Source organism: Methanosarcina vacuolata Z-761 (assembly GCF_000969905.1).
GTDB classification, from domain to species: Archaea; Halobacteriota; Methanosarcinia; order Methanosarcinales; family Methanosarcinaceae; genus Methanosarcina; species Methanosarcina vacuolata.
Genome location: NZ_CP009520.1, coordinates 3,889,136 through 3,904,346, shown reverse-complemented (window position 1 = coordinate 3,904,346; position 15,211 = coordinate 3,889,136). Strand labels below are relative to the sequence as shown.

Annotated in this window: 9 protein-coding genes and 1 pseudogene; 6 read left to right on the top strand and 4 right to left on the bottom strand. The window is 43.3% G+C overall.

Annotation, left to right across the window (positions count from 1 at the left end; all coding sequences use genetic code 11):
- Positions 1–48: 48 nt before the first annotated feature.
- Positions 49–1,020, bottom strand: coding sequence for a PT domain-containing protein (locus MSVAZ_RS16030; RefSeq protein ID WP_084626173.1), 972 nt, complete (start codon positions 1,018–1,020; stop codon positions 49–51).
- 904 nt (positions 1,021–1,924) lie between these two features.
- Positions 1,925–2,206 (bottom strand): annotated as a pseudogene (locus tag MSVAZ_RS21420) (DUF134 domain-containing protein); the annotation flags it as partial.
- 2,073 nt (positions 2,207–4,279) lie between these two features.
- Between MSVAZ_RS21420 and cdhA the strand changes: the two are divergent.
- From cdhA to acsC, 6 genes are all read left to right on the top strand, one after another.
- Complete coding sequence (cdhA, locus tag MSVAZ_RS16020; RefSeq protein WP_048122585.1) at positions 4,280–6,700, top strand: CO dehydrogenase/acetyl-CoA synthase complex subunit alpha; 2,421 nt, start codon at positions 4,280–4,282, stop codon at positions 6,698–6,700.
- Between the two features lie 5 nt (positions 6,701–6,705).
- Positions 6,706–7,218: a CO dehydrogenase/acetyl-CoA synthase complex subunit epsilon gene (gene cdhB, locus MSVAZ_RS16015; RefSeq protein ID WP_048122583.1), complete on the top strand. Its 513-nt coding sequence runs from the start codon at positions 6,706–6,708 to the stop codon at positions 7,216–7,218.
- Between the two features lie 24 nt (positions 7,219–7,242).
- Positions 7,243–8,655, top strand: coding sequence for a CO dehydrogenase/CO-methylating acetyl-CoA synthase complex subunit beta (gene cdhC, locus MSVAZ_RS16010; protein WP_048122581.1), 1,413 nt, complete (start codon positions 7,243–7,245; stop codon positions 8,653–8,655).
- A gap of 58 nt (positions 8,656–8,713) precedes the next feature.
- On the top strand, positions 8,714–9,475 hold the full coding sequence (locus MSVAZ_RS16005) for an ATP-binding protein (RefSeq protein ID WP_048122579.1): 762 nt from the start codon (positions 8,714–8,716) through the stop codon (positions 9,473–9,475).
- A gap of 245 nt (positions 9,476–9,720) precedes the next feature.
- Positions 9,721–11,046 (top strand): CO dehydrogenase/acetyl-CoA synthase subunit delta, encoded by a 1,326-nt coding sequence (gene cdhD / locus MSVAZ_RS16000; protein WP_048122577.1) that lies wholly within the window; start codon positions 9,721–9,723, stop codon positions 11,044–11,046.
- Positions 11,047–11,049: 3 nt separating this feature from the next.
- The gene (gene acsC / locus MSVAZ_RS15995; RefSeq protein WP_048118925.1) at positions 11,050–12,459 is read left to right on the top strand and encodes an acetyl-CoA decarbonylase/synthase complex subunit gamma; all 1,410 of its coding nucleotides are present in this window, start codon (positions 11,050–11,052) and stop codon (positions 12,457–12,459) included.
- 232 nt (positions 12,460–12,691) lie between these two features.
- On the opposite strand, the gene MSVAZ_RS15990 is transcribed toward acsC, so the two are convergent.
- Together MSVAZ_RS15990 and MSVAZ_RS20615 are read right to left on the bottom strand one after the other, a co-directional pair.
- Positions 12,692–14,986, bottom strand: coding sequence for a CDC48 family AAA ATPase (locus MSVAZ_RS15990; protein WP_048122575.1), 2,295 nt, complete (start codon positions 14,984–14,986; stop codon positions 12,692–12,694).
- Complete coding sequence (locus MSVAZ_RS20615) at positions 14,979–15,209, bottom strand: hypothetical protein (protein WP_157206116.1); 231 nt, start codon at positions 15,207–15,209, stop codon at positions 14,979–14,981. The genes MSVAZ_RS15990 and MSVAZ_RS20615 overlap by 8 nt, the downstream gene beginning before the upstream one ends.
- Between the last annotated feature and the right edge of the window lie 2 nt (positions 15,210–15,211).

Genomic DNA, 15,211 nt, shown 5'->3' with positions numbered 1-15,211 from the left:
TTACGTTGTGGGTCGAAATATAAACTCGATAAGTTATCTCTACAATAGTTAGTTCTGGTTATCTGAGCTTTTAACTACACCTCGATGAAGTTTATCTTTAACAAGATAGAAGAGGCCTCCATAGGAGAAGAATGTGAGTATCGAGAATATAACGAGTCCATTTTTAGCAGTCTCCGTATCCCCATTCAGGACCTGAACTATGGCCATCATGTCTACAGAGGTTCCAATAGTAATGAAGAACCCAAAGAACAGGAGCAGTATTGAATATGCTTTTTTTGGCTTTGAAAGCATCAGGGATAATGCTAGAAAGCCTAATGGAATACTTACTCCAAGGTCAAGATACCTTATAGCCCAGAATGCAGTTGGAGCTGCTTTGTATGAGCCGTCTGGAAGGTCGCCAGTACTTGTAACTTGCTGGATTTGGGATATCCACATTACTGCAAAGAGCAGGAAGAATACGATCATCAGGCCCACGTAGATTTGCAGACCTCTGGGTTTGAAGTCAGGAGCATCTGCTTCGGTAAACATAGACAGGCTGCCTAAAAGCAGGATAAGCCCGCCTATTACAAGGATTCCGAAAAGCCACCAGTAGTCCTCAACATTGCCGCTGTAAGCCGAATTGCTCCATTCCTGACCAATCCCCATAGAGAGCCCTGTGTACATTAACGTTATCGGTGTAAGTATTAACAAGTATTTTGAGCCGGCCCTTCTGGCCAGACATAGAATACCACCAATTAGCGATATCGGCGCGATCAATACCAGATTTGCAAGGTCCTGACCTGCGATCTGCCATATGCCAGATTGAGATGTTCTATACTGTATTATTTCCTGACCAATGGGTCCAAGAAAAGCAATTAAAACCAGAGTCGCTGCACAAATGATTGCAGTTACTCCAATTATGTACCAGGGAATTAAGTACTCATTTGATGGTTTATTTGATGGTTCATTTGATGGTTCATTTGATGGTTCATTTGATGGTTCATTTCTTGTTTCATATTGCTTTTTAAGAACAGAACTCATGCTTTATAATAAAATTTTCACATTTATATAGTTCCCTGTTTGTTTCGTTATTCAGAGAAGGCTTGTAGTTTTAGATCTTAAAAAAGGGACTTAAAAAAGGGATCTTAAAAAAGGGATCTTAAAAAAGGGATCTTAAAAAAGGGATCTTAAAAAAAAGATCTTAAAAATTGTTGGAGATAACAGTTGTTTAAACGCTTTATTCTTGGAAAAATGGTTAACATTAATTTCCCCATCAAAAATACAGTGGAGACGGAAAATGTTGATGGTTCATCTTCTCGACTTTCTTAAGTACCCCATTTGTTCTTATTTTGACTACCTGTGCATAATTCAAATAATCAGGGAGAACAATTTCTGGTTTCTTTGGTCTTCCTCTTTTCCCATAATATAAACATATGACTGCATCTTCGGTTAAGGGAGGAATCGTGACAAATTTCACCGATCCCACAAGCTGTCGAGCTCAAAGATTATAAAATAGTTAAATAAGTTATAAGTTGTAACAGGGCATCGATTTCAAGTAAACAGGCCAAAATTTAAGGACGTCTCCTAATGCAAAATCGATAGCTTTCGGGCAAGAAAATTCCTTAACCGATGACCAATGAGAAGCCACTCAGTCTTTAGCTGAGTGGTAGTTCACGGATAACTAATTGATCAATGTTGATTTTGAAGTCCAGTTTTATTGTCACTTTTTTTTGCTTACTTCATCAGTATCCCTACTGCTTTCCCTTTTTTTAGGGCAACAGTAATTATTCTCAATAAATCTCCTTCCTCGTCCATCTCCGCCAATTCGGAAAATTAGAGTGGAGCCACAGTTCGGACAGCTTGTGGGGCGAGACTGGTTGTCCTTTGCTTCCCACATATGATCACATTCTTTGCAGAGAAAATGGACCTTGCATTCACCGGTGTTAACATACTCTCCTCCAGAGATCTCGATTGCTTTTCCGTTAACAAGAGCATCAGCAATCTTCTCCCGTGCCCTTTGGAGGTCACTCCAAAAAGTTTTTCGGGATACTCCCATCCTGTCAGCAGCCTCATTCTGCTCTATCTTGAGAAGGTCACAAAGACGAACAGCTTCAATCTCTTCTATGGATAGGTTAATGATTTCTAAACAGCAAAGAGGGATTTCTCTAGGCTTATAATAAGTGGCCTTTGGAAAGCAAGATACCCTGCGCTTAACTTTATTGACCATCAAATTACACTTAATGTGACACGTAATAAATATCTATCGATCAATATATTTTACTTAAAGCGTTTATAAAGTTTGATCCTAACATCGTCATTAAGGATTAGAGTAGACACAAGCTACTATCAAACATAAACTACTATCATCGATGGCAACATACTTTCAAAATTGTTTCTTAAAAAATAGTCACAGAATAAATTATGCACATATTTGTTTTATCCCAAAATTATTTCGCTTTTTAAACATATTTTATTACAGTTGCATATCGTATACAGATGACACGTTATTTTACTTCAACTTTGAATTTGTTTCATTTTACGTAATCATTTCACAATACCAAAATGAAATTGGAATTTATTCAACAGTTAACCTTTTGCGTCTCCTGCTATTGTATTATGAATCAGACTTCAAAATGGTTTTGAGTCTACGAAATCATTTCAGGATACAACATTTTAGAAAGTTTTCAGGGATACCTCATTCTGTCGAATGCTTCAAGCTCTTCCAGGGATACGTTAATAATTACGAGAACACTTGTGGAATTTTCGCTGAGTTTGTAATAAGTATCTTTTGGGATTCTTGATAGGCTGCTTAATTCAATTGAAATTCAAATTACGCAAATGTGTAATAATATATATAGCTAACGCTGCATCACTTAACTATTGATACATTAATAATTTATAAATTTATTTTAGAGTTCTGCATATTAGATACAAAATCAATAACAATAAACTCATGTTTGAGCCAAATGAGATTATAACTATAACATTTACTCAATATTTTTGTATCATACATCTTTTAGTCCTGCAGCTATTTTCTGCCTTTTACACCTGATTTAACGTAAAAGTTCTGTTAATCAATATACTTTCGTTTTACCTCTTATTCGGATAATTTTTTATTTTCTTCTTCTATAAATAAAATAAGCATCTACTGCCGTTTTTCATGACTCCTCACGGATCCATGATTCATAAGAGTTCATATTACATTTATATATCTAAATTCTTCTATTTTTATATTTAATCCAAACAGAACTGAAAACTATTTATATCACATCGCTTATGTGTAATTTAAGGACTATCCGAAAAGTGTTGTGACCTACTGGAACTTTTATAATCAGCGATCACAAATGAACGGATTCCGGATAATAAACACTAATTGTCCAGATGTAATTATACAACATGCGTAGAACTTTTCGGATAGTCTCTAGATCTCTTTTATTCTGGGATCACAACATTTACTTATAGTACACCCACTTGAAGTCTAAATAAGGCAGTGAAATCCAAATTATGTAACAATCTAAGATTTAACTGCTTACTTTTCTATTTTATATTTTAGCCGAACTAAAATGGAAGCTATTTATATTACGCGCGTATGAGTAATTTAAGTGTTTATCTAAAAAATGCTGTGACCTGCTGTAATTTCTACAATCAGCAGGTCATAAATGACCGGATTCCGGATAGGAAACACCAATTGCTCAGTGACATGACTTCCATTTGGTATCTAAAACAAAAACTGTGAACTTTGAACTCTCTATAAATTCACGTTTTAACTGCTTAATTTTTATTTTTATATTTATACCAAACAAAAATGGAAGTTATTTATAACACGTCGCTTATGTGTAATTTAAGAGTTTATCTGAAAAGTGCTGTGACCTACTGTAACTTCTACAATCGGCAGATCATAAATGAACGGATTCCGGATAATAAACACTAGTTGTCTAATTGTAAATTTTACAACATTCATAGAACTTTTCGGATAGTCTCCAGGATCTCTTGTATTTTGAGATCTCAAGGTTTACCATTATAGAACTTACCCACTTGATGTCTAAAACAAAAGCAGTGAACTTCAAACTTTTTAAAAATTCAAGTTTTAACTGCTTAATTTACTGTACTTGATTTTGTATTGTAAGTGTGTAAATTCTATAAAAAATTAAAAACGACCTACTGAAAATGTCATTTAAATAGCTGAAACTTTCAAGCAGACGTCAATATAGATTGGACAATCATTATCGGTATGCCACATATCATAAAATACAATCGTCTGATGAAGCGACATTAAGCGTATTTAGGAGGTAAAGCTAAAATGAGTAAATTAACTACCGGGAGTTTTTCTATAGAAGATCTAGAATCCGTTCAGATCACTATCAATAATATTGTAGGGGCAGCAAAGGAGGCTGCTGAAGAAAAAGGAAAGGAGCTCGTTAAAGCAGGTCCCACACTTCTCCCAGGACTTGAGTCTTATAGGGATGACTGGAACTTCAAACTGCTTGACCGTTACGAGCCTGTTATCACCCCAATGTGTGACCAGTGCTGCTACTGTACCTATGGACCCTGTGATCTCTCAGGGAACAAGAGAGGTGCATGTGGTATTGACATGATGGGCCACAATGGAAGAGAATTCTTCCTCCGCGTGATCACAGGTACTGCCTGTCATGCAGCTCACGGTCGCCACCTACTCGACCATTTGATCGAAACCTTTGGAGAAGACCTGCCTCTCAACCTGGGGCAGTCCAACGTGCTTACCCCAAACATTACAATCAGTACCGGACTTAGCCCCAAAACCCTTGGAGAAGTTAAACCGGCAATGGAATACGTTGAAGACCAGCTGACCCAGTTGCTTGCAACAGTTCACGCCGGCCAGGAATCCGCAGAGATTGATTACGACTCCAAAGCCCTCTTCAGCGGCAGTCTTGACCACGTAGGCATGGAAATTTCCGATATTGTACAGGTTACAGCCTATGATTTCCCGAGAGCTGACCCAGAAGCTCCATTAGTTGAAATCGGAATGGGAACAATTGACAAGTCCAAACCTTTCCTCTGTGTTATTGGACATAATGTCGCCGGCGTCACCTACATGATGGACTACATGGAAGACAACAACCTGACTGACAAGATGGAGATAGCTGGGCTCTGCTGCACTGCAATAGACCTTACAAGGTATAAGGAAGCCGATAGAAGACCTCCATATGCAAAGGTCATCGGTTCAATGGCTAAAGAGCTAAAAGTAATCCGTTCCGGAATGCCAGATGTCATTGTTGTAGATGAACAGTGCGTCCGCGGCGATATTGTACCTGAAGCTCAGAAACTCATGATTCCGGTAATAGCATCAAATCCCAAGATCATGTATGGGCTTCCGAACAGGACAGATGCCGACGTTGATGAGACCATTGAGGAACTCAAGTCCGGAAAGATTCCAGGCTGTGTAATGCTTGACTATGACAAGCTCGGAGAACTCTGCATCAGGCTCACAATGGAAATGGGTCCGATCCGCGATGCCTCCGGTATCACTGCAATTCCTACAGACGAAGAATTCAAAAACTGGGTTACAAAATGTGCAGACTGTGGAGCCTGCATGATTGCTTGCCCAGAAGAACTGGATATCCCCGAAGCCATGGGATTTGCAAAAGAAGGAGACTACTCATATTTAGAAAAATTACACGACCAGTGTATTGGCTGCCGCCGCTGCGAACAGGTCTGTAAGAAGGAAATACCAATTCTCAACATAATCGAAAAGGCATCCCAGAAACAGATTTCTGAAGAGAAAGGCTTGATGAGAGCTGGCAGAGGTCAGGTATCTGACGCCGAAATCCGTGCAGAAGGCCTTAACCTGGTTATGGGTACCACACCAGGTATTATCGCAATTATCGGATGCCCGAACTATCCAGAAGGCACAAAGGACGTTTACTACATCGCAGAAGAGTTCCTGAAGAGAAACTTCATTGTAGTGACGACAGGCTGTGGAGCAATGGATATTGGTATGTTCAAGGATGAGGATGGCAAGACTCTCTATGAGAGGTTCCCAGGAGGATTTGAGTGTGGAGGACTTGCCAACATTGGGTCCTGTGTTTCTAACGCTCACATTACAGGAGCAGCTGAAAAAGTCGCAGCTATCTTTGCCCAGAGGACACTTGAAGGAAACCTCGCCGAGATCGCAGACTATATCCTTAACCGTGTAGGTGCCTGCGGGCTTGCCTGGGGTGCATTCTCACAGAAGGCTTCATCAATCGGTACCGGCTGTAACATACTTGGTATCCCTGCAGTACTCGGTCCCCACTCCTCTAAGTACAGGAGAGCACTGATTGCCAAGACCTATGAAGAGGACAAGTGGAAAGTCTACGATGCAAGGAATGGACAGGAAATGGCGATCCCACCAGCACCAGAATTCCTCTTGACCACAGCAGAGACCTGGCAGGAAGCAATCCCGATGATGGCAAAGGCATGCATCCGTGTATCCGATAATAGCATGGGTAGATCCATAAAATTGACTCACTGGATGGAACTCCACAGGAAGTACCTTGGAGCAGAACCAGAAGACTGGTGGAAGTTCGTCAGAAACGAAGCTGACCTCCCGCTGGCTACCCGTGAGGCACTCCTCAAGAAGCTTGAAACAGAACATGGTTGGGAAATTGACTGGAAGAGGAGGAAAGTCATCTCCGGTCCAAAGATCAAGTTCGACGTATCGGCACAGCCCACTAACCTCAAAAGACTTTGCAAGGAGGCCTGAATTAAATGGTTGACACTACCAAGAACACAAAGGTCTTTACCAGCTACGGGGTGAATACCTCAAAAACCTTAACTCCTGAAATGGCTGCAAAGCTTATCTCAAAAGCAAAGAGACCGCTCCTTATGGTAGGAACCCTGACTCTTGAGCCAGAGATGCTTGATCGTGTAGTAAAAATTTCAAAGGCTGCAAATCTCCCTATTGCTGCAACCGGGAGTTCCATGGCAGTCCTTGCTGATAAAGATGTAGATGCAAAGTATATCAATGCACATATGCTTGGCTTCTACCTGACTGATCCCAGCTGGCCTGGCCTTGATGGAAACGGAAACTACGACATGGTCATAGTCATAGGATTCAAGAAATACTACATCAACCAGGTACTGTCCGCAGCAAAGAACTTCAGTAACTTGAAAACAATTGCGATTGAAAGAGGCTATATCCAGAACTCAACGATGTCCTTTGGAAACCTTAGCAAAGCAGATCACATCGCAGCACTGGATGAACTTATTAACGCATTATAAGTTTAATTTAGGAGGCGAAATATAATGGCAGAATTCCCATTTGAGATTTCTCCAATGTTTGAAGGAGAAAGAGTAAGAAAGGAAGGAATGTTTGTTGAACTAGGCGGCCCAAAGTCCCTGGGTCTGGAACTTGTCCGTGCAAAACCCATGGACGAGATCGAAGATGACAAAGTTACGATTATCGGCCCTGATCTCAAGGAAATGGAAGAGGGTAAAACCTACCCCTGGGCAATGGTCTTCAACATCGGTGGAGAACTCATAGAGGCTGACCTTGAATCTGTCATCGAGAGGCGTATCCACGATTTCATCAACTACTGCCAGGGCATTATGCACCTGAACCAGAGATATGATGTATGGATGAGAATCTCCAAGGATACAGCTGCAAAGATGGACTCCCTTGATTCTTTCGGAAAAGCTGTCATGATGCTCTTCAAGACCGAGCTTCCCTTTATTGAGAAGATGCAGGTGACCTTCTACACCGACAAGGCTGAAGTTGAGAACAAGCTGGTAGAAGCAAAGGAGATCTTCAAGACAAGAGATGCCAGGACAAAGAACCTCCATGACGAAGATGTTGACGTCTTCTATGGATGTACCCTCTGTCAGGCTTTTGCTCCAACCAACGTCTGTGTAGTTTCCCCTGACAGAGTCTCTCTTTGTGGTGCAATCAACTGGTTCGACGGCCGTGCAGCAGCAAAAGTAGACCCAGAAGGACCTCAGTTTGCAATCGAGAAGGGTGAACTCCTCGATTCCAACACCGGTGAATACTCCGGTGTCAATGACATTGCTGTAAAGCTTTCAAGTGGCGAATTTAGCAAGATTAAACTCCACTCCTTCTTCGACTCCCCACACACCTCCTGTGGCTGCTTTGAAGTAGTCGGATTCTACATCCCTGAGGTTGACGGTATTGGCTGGGTTAGCAGAGAATACCAGGGAATGGCCCCTAACGGCCTTGGTTTCTCCTCTATGGCAGGTCAGACAGGCGGTGGAAAGCAGATCGTAGGTTTCCTCGGTATCGGTGTCGCCTACTTCTATTCCCCCAAGTTTATCCAGGCTGATGGTGGCTGGAACAGAGTTGTCTGGCTCCCATCCATGCTCAAGGAAAAGATTGCCGAAACTATTCCAGAAGACATCAAAGATAAGATCGCAACTGAGAACGATGCAACTGACATTGATTCCTTGAAGGCTTTCCTGCAGGAGAAGAACCACCCGGTCGTTGCTAGCTGGGCAGCTGCAGAAGAGGAAGAAGAGGAAGAGGAAGAAGAAGAGGAAGTAGCTGTTGCAGCCGCTCCAATGATGATGCCTGCAGCCGGATTCCAGATGCCTGCAATGGCTTCAATGCCAATGATGCCTGCTGGTAAGGCTGGTGGAATTAAGATCACCTTCAAGAAGGCAAAGATCTCCATTGAAAGAATGGTCATCAGCGAGAAGAAGGACTAAACGTAGTTGGGTGACTAAGTAATCGCCTAAGACGAAAAACAATCCAATGGGGTATTCTGTGACAAAAGTAATTGCAATAACGGGAAAAGGTGGGACTGGTAAAACAGCGGTAGCGGCTCTTCTGATCCGCTCCCTTTCCAAAAAAGGTCAGTTTCTCCTGGCAGTTGATGCAGATGCAGACACTAACCTGCCTGAGACTCTTGGCTGTGAGAACGTAAAAACCATCGGGGATGCAAAGGAGTATTTACAGGCTGAGATCACAAAACCAAGGCCTGACAACCCCGATATGAATAAAGAGTCAGTACTTAAAAGCAAGGTTTATGAGATCATCGAAGAAATGCCTGGCTATGACCTCCTGGTCATGGGCCGGCCCGAAGGTTCAGGATGCTACTGTTATGTAAACAACCTTCTCCGTGGCATCATGGATAAACTGATCATGAATTATGATGTAGTTATCATTGATGCAGAGGCCGGGCTTGAACATTTCAGCAGGAAGATTATACGGGACATAGATGACCTTATTGTCGTAACAGACGCTTCTCGAAGGGGTTTTCGGACTGCTGAGAGAATTCATGAACTTGTGGGTGAACTGGACTCAAACATTGGTAGAATTCACGTTATTGCAAACAAGGTTACAGATGCTAACCGCGACAAGCTTGTCAAACTGGCAGAGGACCTGAAACTTAACATGATAGGTATGATTCCACTCGACCCTAAAATCGAGGAAATGGATATAAAAGGCATACCTCTCTTCGAAATTTCGGACGACTCAATTGCTGCAATAGAAATCGAAAGTATTGTGAAAAAACTGGGATTCTAATCCCGGTTTTCTTTTGAATTTGTAATATTGCAGAAAAACGTGCCGGAAATAAGATACAAATCCTTTTGCCCGTTTTAATAGCTTAAAACAATATTCAAAATCATGTGAAATATGGGGCAGAGTTTACTTCAACTTCAATTTTTCTTTCCATATCAGGGAAGAATCTGGAAGTAAAATCTGTATTATTTCTTTATTTATACAGTCACTCATCAAAACGGAAAACTTACGGAAAAGGTGAGGTTTACATGGCAAAGAAAGCTAAGTTATCAGAAATGACAGACATGTTCAAGGATGTAGATATACTCTCCCTTGAAGGTGTAACTATAGAAGGGGACATTGAGATTGAACTCGATGGACTTGGAGGCGGCTTTGACCCGATGCTTGCTGCTATCCTCGGACAGGAGAATGCAGTACTTGCACAGCACTTCGCAAGACTTGCTGGCATATTCGGCGTCCCTGTAGGCATTGGTGCCCCTGCGGCTGGTGCCCCTGCTGCCCCTGCTATTTCCCCTGCTCTGGCAGCTCCTAAGTTTAAGGATCTCATTCCTGCCAAATTCAGTTTTGAAAACTTTGCAGAATGGGCAACCCCTATTCAGGAAGTCCCAATAGGTAACACCTCTGCAGATGGTGGAAGCCGTGGAAAGAGAGTGTTGGTTGGTGGCGAAAAAGCCCTCCCATTCTTCCCTGACGCCGTAATGCCCAACAGGAACCAGGTTACCATTGACGTATTCGATATGAGAATCGGTCTTGCAAAAGCTGTCAAGGAGAACTATGATGAGGTCATGGACAGCCCAGGAGAATGGGCAAAGAAGAACGTTGAAAAGTTCAACGCAGACATGATCACAATCCACCTGATTTCAACCGACCCACTGGTTAAAGACACACCTGCCAAGGAAGCAGCAAAGACTGTGGAAGAAGTACTTCAGGCTGTTGATGTCCCAATCGCAATTGGCGGTTCCGGGAACCCACAGAAAGACCCTGAAGTACTTGCAAGAGCTGCAGAAGTTGCAGAAGGCGAGCGCTGCCTGATTGCATCTGCAAGCCTGAACCTTGACTACGCAAAGATTGCAGAGGCTGCATTAAAGTACGACCATGATGTCCTTTCATGGACTCAGCTGGATATGAACTCCCAGAAGGAGCTTAACAGGAAGCTCATGAAGCAGTGCAACGTCCCAAGAGACAGGATCATCATGGACCCAACCACTGCAGCACTCGGCTATGGTCTCGACTACGCTTACACCAACATGGAGCGTATCCGCCTCGCAGCCCTTATGGGTGACGAAGAACTGACCTTCCCAATGTCATCCGGTACCACCAATGCATGGGGTGCCCGTGAGTCCTGGATGGTTAGCTCACCACTGAAGGAAGACTCGGATTGGGGCCCCAGAGAATACAGAGGACCAATCTGGGAAATCGTTACAGGTCTCTCTCTTGCTATTGCAGGAAACGACCTCTTCATGATGATGCACCCAACCTCGGTTGCTGTCCTGAAGCACATTACCCAGACTTTATTTGGTTCAATTGAGGCAGAGCCTATTGACCTTGCTAACTGGATCGGATCGGGGGTGTAAAACATGAAAATAAACAGCCCATTAGAAGCTTACAAATACCTTCCTCAGACCAACTGTGGAGAATGTGGTGAGCCTACCTGTATGGCATTTGCCTCCAAGCTGATCGACAGATCCGGGAAGACAACAGACTGCCCACCCCTTGTAAAGGAGAAGAAGTTTGCAAAGAAACTCGCAGAGCTTGACAAGCTCCTTGCCCCGGAAATTCGTGAAGTTGCAATAGGTGTAGGCGACAGAGTAGCCAAGATTGGTGGCGACGATGTGCTTTACCGTCACAAGCTGACCTTCTTCAACAAGACAAAGATGTTCTTCGATGTTACTGATACAATGGAGGAAGCTGCCCTTGTTGAAAGAGTTAAGAAAATTACTGACTACAAAAAGTTCTACGTCGGACGCAACCTGCTCCTTGACGGTGTAGCAATAAGAGCTGCATCCAATGACCCTGCAAAGTTTGCAGCAGCTGTCAAGAAAGTTATAGAAAACACAGAATTGCCAGTGATTCTCTGTTCCTTTAACCCTGCAGTCCTGAAGGCAGGACTTGAGGTTGCAAAGGACAAGAACCCTCTGCTTTATGCTGCAAACAAAGACAATTGGAAGGAAGTAGGAGAACTGGCCCTTGAATATAAGGTGCCTGTCGTAGTCTCAGCTTTCAATGACCTTGATACCCTTAAGAGCCTCGCAAAAACCTTTGCAGAAGCAGGTATCAAGGACATTGTTCTCGACCCAGGAACCTACCCAAGTGGCAAAGGCCTGAAAGACACCTTTACCAACTTCCTGAAGATTAGGAGAGCAGGCATTATGGGCGATACCGAGATAGCATATCCAATCATGGCTATGCCGCTTACTGCCTGGATGTCTGGAATTTCGGACCCTGTCAGTGCCTCCTACTGGGAAACAGTTCTTTCCTCGGTCTTTACCATCAGGTACGGAGACATTATGCTTCTCCACAGCATGGAACCATATGCCACCATGCCCGAAGTGCACCTGGCCGAGACAATTTACACCGACCCGAGGTCTCCTGTCGCTGTGGACTCGAAGATGTACAAGGTAGGAACCCCAGACGAGAACTCCCCAGTTCTCTTCACAACAAACTTTGCTCTTACCTACTACACAGTAGAGAGCGATCTTGCCTCAAACGGCATCAACTGCTGGCTGCTTGCAGTTAACACAGACGGTATCGGTGTGGAAGCATCTGTTGCCGGTGGGCAGCTGACTGCTGATAAAGTGAAGGAAGCTTTTGAGAAGTCAGGCTTTGACCTCAAGAAAGATGTTACCCACAACACGGTAATTACTCCGGGTCTTGCTGCCCGTCTACAGGGTGACATTGAGGACAAACTCGGTGCAAAGGTTCTTGTGGGACCAATGGACTCAGGAAGGCTCCCTGGATTTATGGAAAAGAACTGGCCTCCAAAATAATCAGAAAATAAATTTGAATATTAATATTCCGTGTCAAAAGGACACGGAAATTTCTTTTTTTTGATATGGAATGTCGTTTATTGAAACTTTTACAAAACACAGATGTCGACTTTCCAGATAGGTTCTGAATTGAAGAAAAAATGACATAAAAAGTAAAATGTAGAAGAAAAATAACAGGAAAAATAGTAGAACGCAAACAGGAAAAATAGTTGAATGCAAATTGCACTCTTAATCATATATATAAGGGATTTTCTATTTCCTTTGATTTCCTGGTTATGATTTCTCCTTTTATTGCTTCATAGTATTTCATAGTATCAGGGGTAACTGAAGGTCGTGTCTCTGAAACTGCTTTAAGGAAATGTTTCTGTTTAACATTGTCTGCATGAAGTTCTTCACGCAGGGCGTATCTTCCTGCCTTTTTACATATTGCTGCAAGATCTGCGCCTGTGTAATTATCGGTACGTGCAACGAGTTCCTCGATATCCACATCTTCTGCAAGGGCCATCTTCTTTGTGTGAACCTTGAGAATTTCCCTTCTAGCTCCTTTATCAGGGACCGGGACGAGAATAAGCTCATCAAAACGCCCTGGACGAATCAAAGCTGGGTCTATGATATCAGGGCGGTTAGTTGCACCGATCACTACAACTCCCATGAGTTCTTCAAGACCATCCATTTCAGAAAGAAGCTGATTAAGGATTCTGGCTGTAACCTGAGGCTCACCTGCTGAGATCCCACGGATGGGAGCAAGTGAATCAAGTTCGTCCAGAAAAACAATTGAAGGGGCAACCTGTCTCGCCCTGGTGAAGACCTCAGCAATCCTCTTTTCGGATTCTCCATACCACTTGGAAAGGAGGTCGCTTCCTTTGGCAGTGATAAAATTGGCATCTGACTCATGGGCAATGGCTTTTGCCAGAAGGGTCTTTCCAGTGCCCGGAGGACCATATAGGAGTACGCCTTTTGGAGCTTCCACACCTATATGCCGATAAGACTCAGGGTTTTTAAGTGGCCATTCTACAGCTTCTTTCAGGAGACATTTTACGTCTTCCAGGCCGCCAACATCATTCCAACTGATATTGGGAATCTCAATAAGTATTTCCCGGATGGCTGAGGGCTGCACGTCTTTCATGGCCTCTTCGAAGTCTGCTCTTGTGACCTGTAATGAATCCAGGATTTCTTTTGGGATATGAGGTTCTTTTAGATCAATCCTCGGGAAGACACGCCTAAGAGCTCTCATGGCAGCTTCCCGGCAGAGTGCTGCAATATCAGACCCCACAAACCCATAGGTAATTTGAGCAAGATCCATGAGGTTTACGTCCTCTGTAAGGGGCATTCCTCTCGTATGAATATGGAAAATTTCGAGCCTGCCTTCGGTACTCGGGACCCTGAGCTCAATTTCCCTGTCAAACCTGCCCGGACGGCGCAGTGCCAGATCCAGAGCTTCAGGGCGGTTCGTTGCACCTATCACGATTACATTCTTGCGGCTTTTCAGCCCATCCATCAGGGAAAGGAGCTGTGCGACCACTCTCCTCTCAACTTCTCCTGTTACCTCAGCTCTTTTCGGGGCAATGGAATCGATCTCGTCCAGAAAGATGATTGCTGGTGCATTCTTTTCAGCCTCATCGAATATATCGCGGATAGCTTTTTCGGACTCTCCGTAATATTTGGACATTATTTCCGGGCCGTTGATAGAGATAAAATAAGCATCAGACTCACTTGCAACAGCCCTTGCAAGCATAGTCTTGCCAGTACCGGGAGGGCCATGGAGCAACACTCCTTTTGGGGCTTCAATCCCTAACCGATCAAAAAGTTCAGGGTATTTCAGAGGGATTTCTACCATTTCCCTGACCTTTAAAATTGCATCCTGGAGTCCACCCAGATCTTCATACATAACAGTTGGAATGGCCTGCTCAGGAGTAATTTCCCTGGCTTCTGGCAGGAGTTCAATTTCGGTCATGTCAGTGATCTTTACTATCCCCGACGGAGAGGTAGAAACAACCTGAAGCTTGATTTCCCCGAGCCCGAAAGAGGAGCCGAAGCCCTGCCTGAAAAAGTCCTGGAAAAATTCATCCAGCATGAGTCCTTTGCCATAAGTATCCATATCTCGGGAGCTACTTAAACTGGTGGTGGAGATAAAATCCCCTTTTGAAACCGTACGGTTCATGAAAACAGCACTAAGAGTCTCACTGGGAGCATAAATCTTTATTCCCCTTTTTACGGGAGAGAGGGTCACATGTTTTGCTTCTTTCCATTCTGCTTTGCAGATTTCCACGTATTCTCCTATGCTGGTCTTCGCATTCGTGCGGATGAGCCCGTCCATACGGATAATGTCAAGACCCTCATCGTCAGGATAAGGTCTCCCTATAAGAGCTGAGGTCACCTTTCCCCCTCTGATCTCCACTACGTCAAAGGGGTTTAAACCAAGCTTTTCCCTGAAGGCTTCATCGATACGAACTATACCTTTTCCGACGTCACGATGGTTAGCTTCTGCAACTTTCAGTTTGATTGTCTTTTCATCTCCATTAGTCAAGCAATCCCCCCCATTTACACACTACTCCCCATTTACACACTAATATTGCGATTCCGAAATAGGTCATGAAACTTGCTTTTTGAATAGATCCGACGATCACGGATTTTTCCAGGAAATAAGAAATCGATTTTGGAATCGAAGCACTGGTGTGGAATCGATGCCTAGTAGAACCTATAAATTTACTCATCCCCAGAAGATTTGACAGTACTATTCTTTGAGCCATAT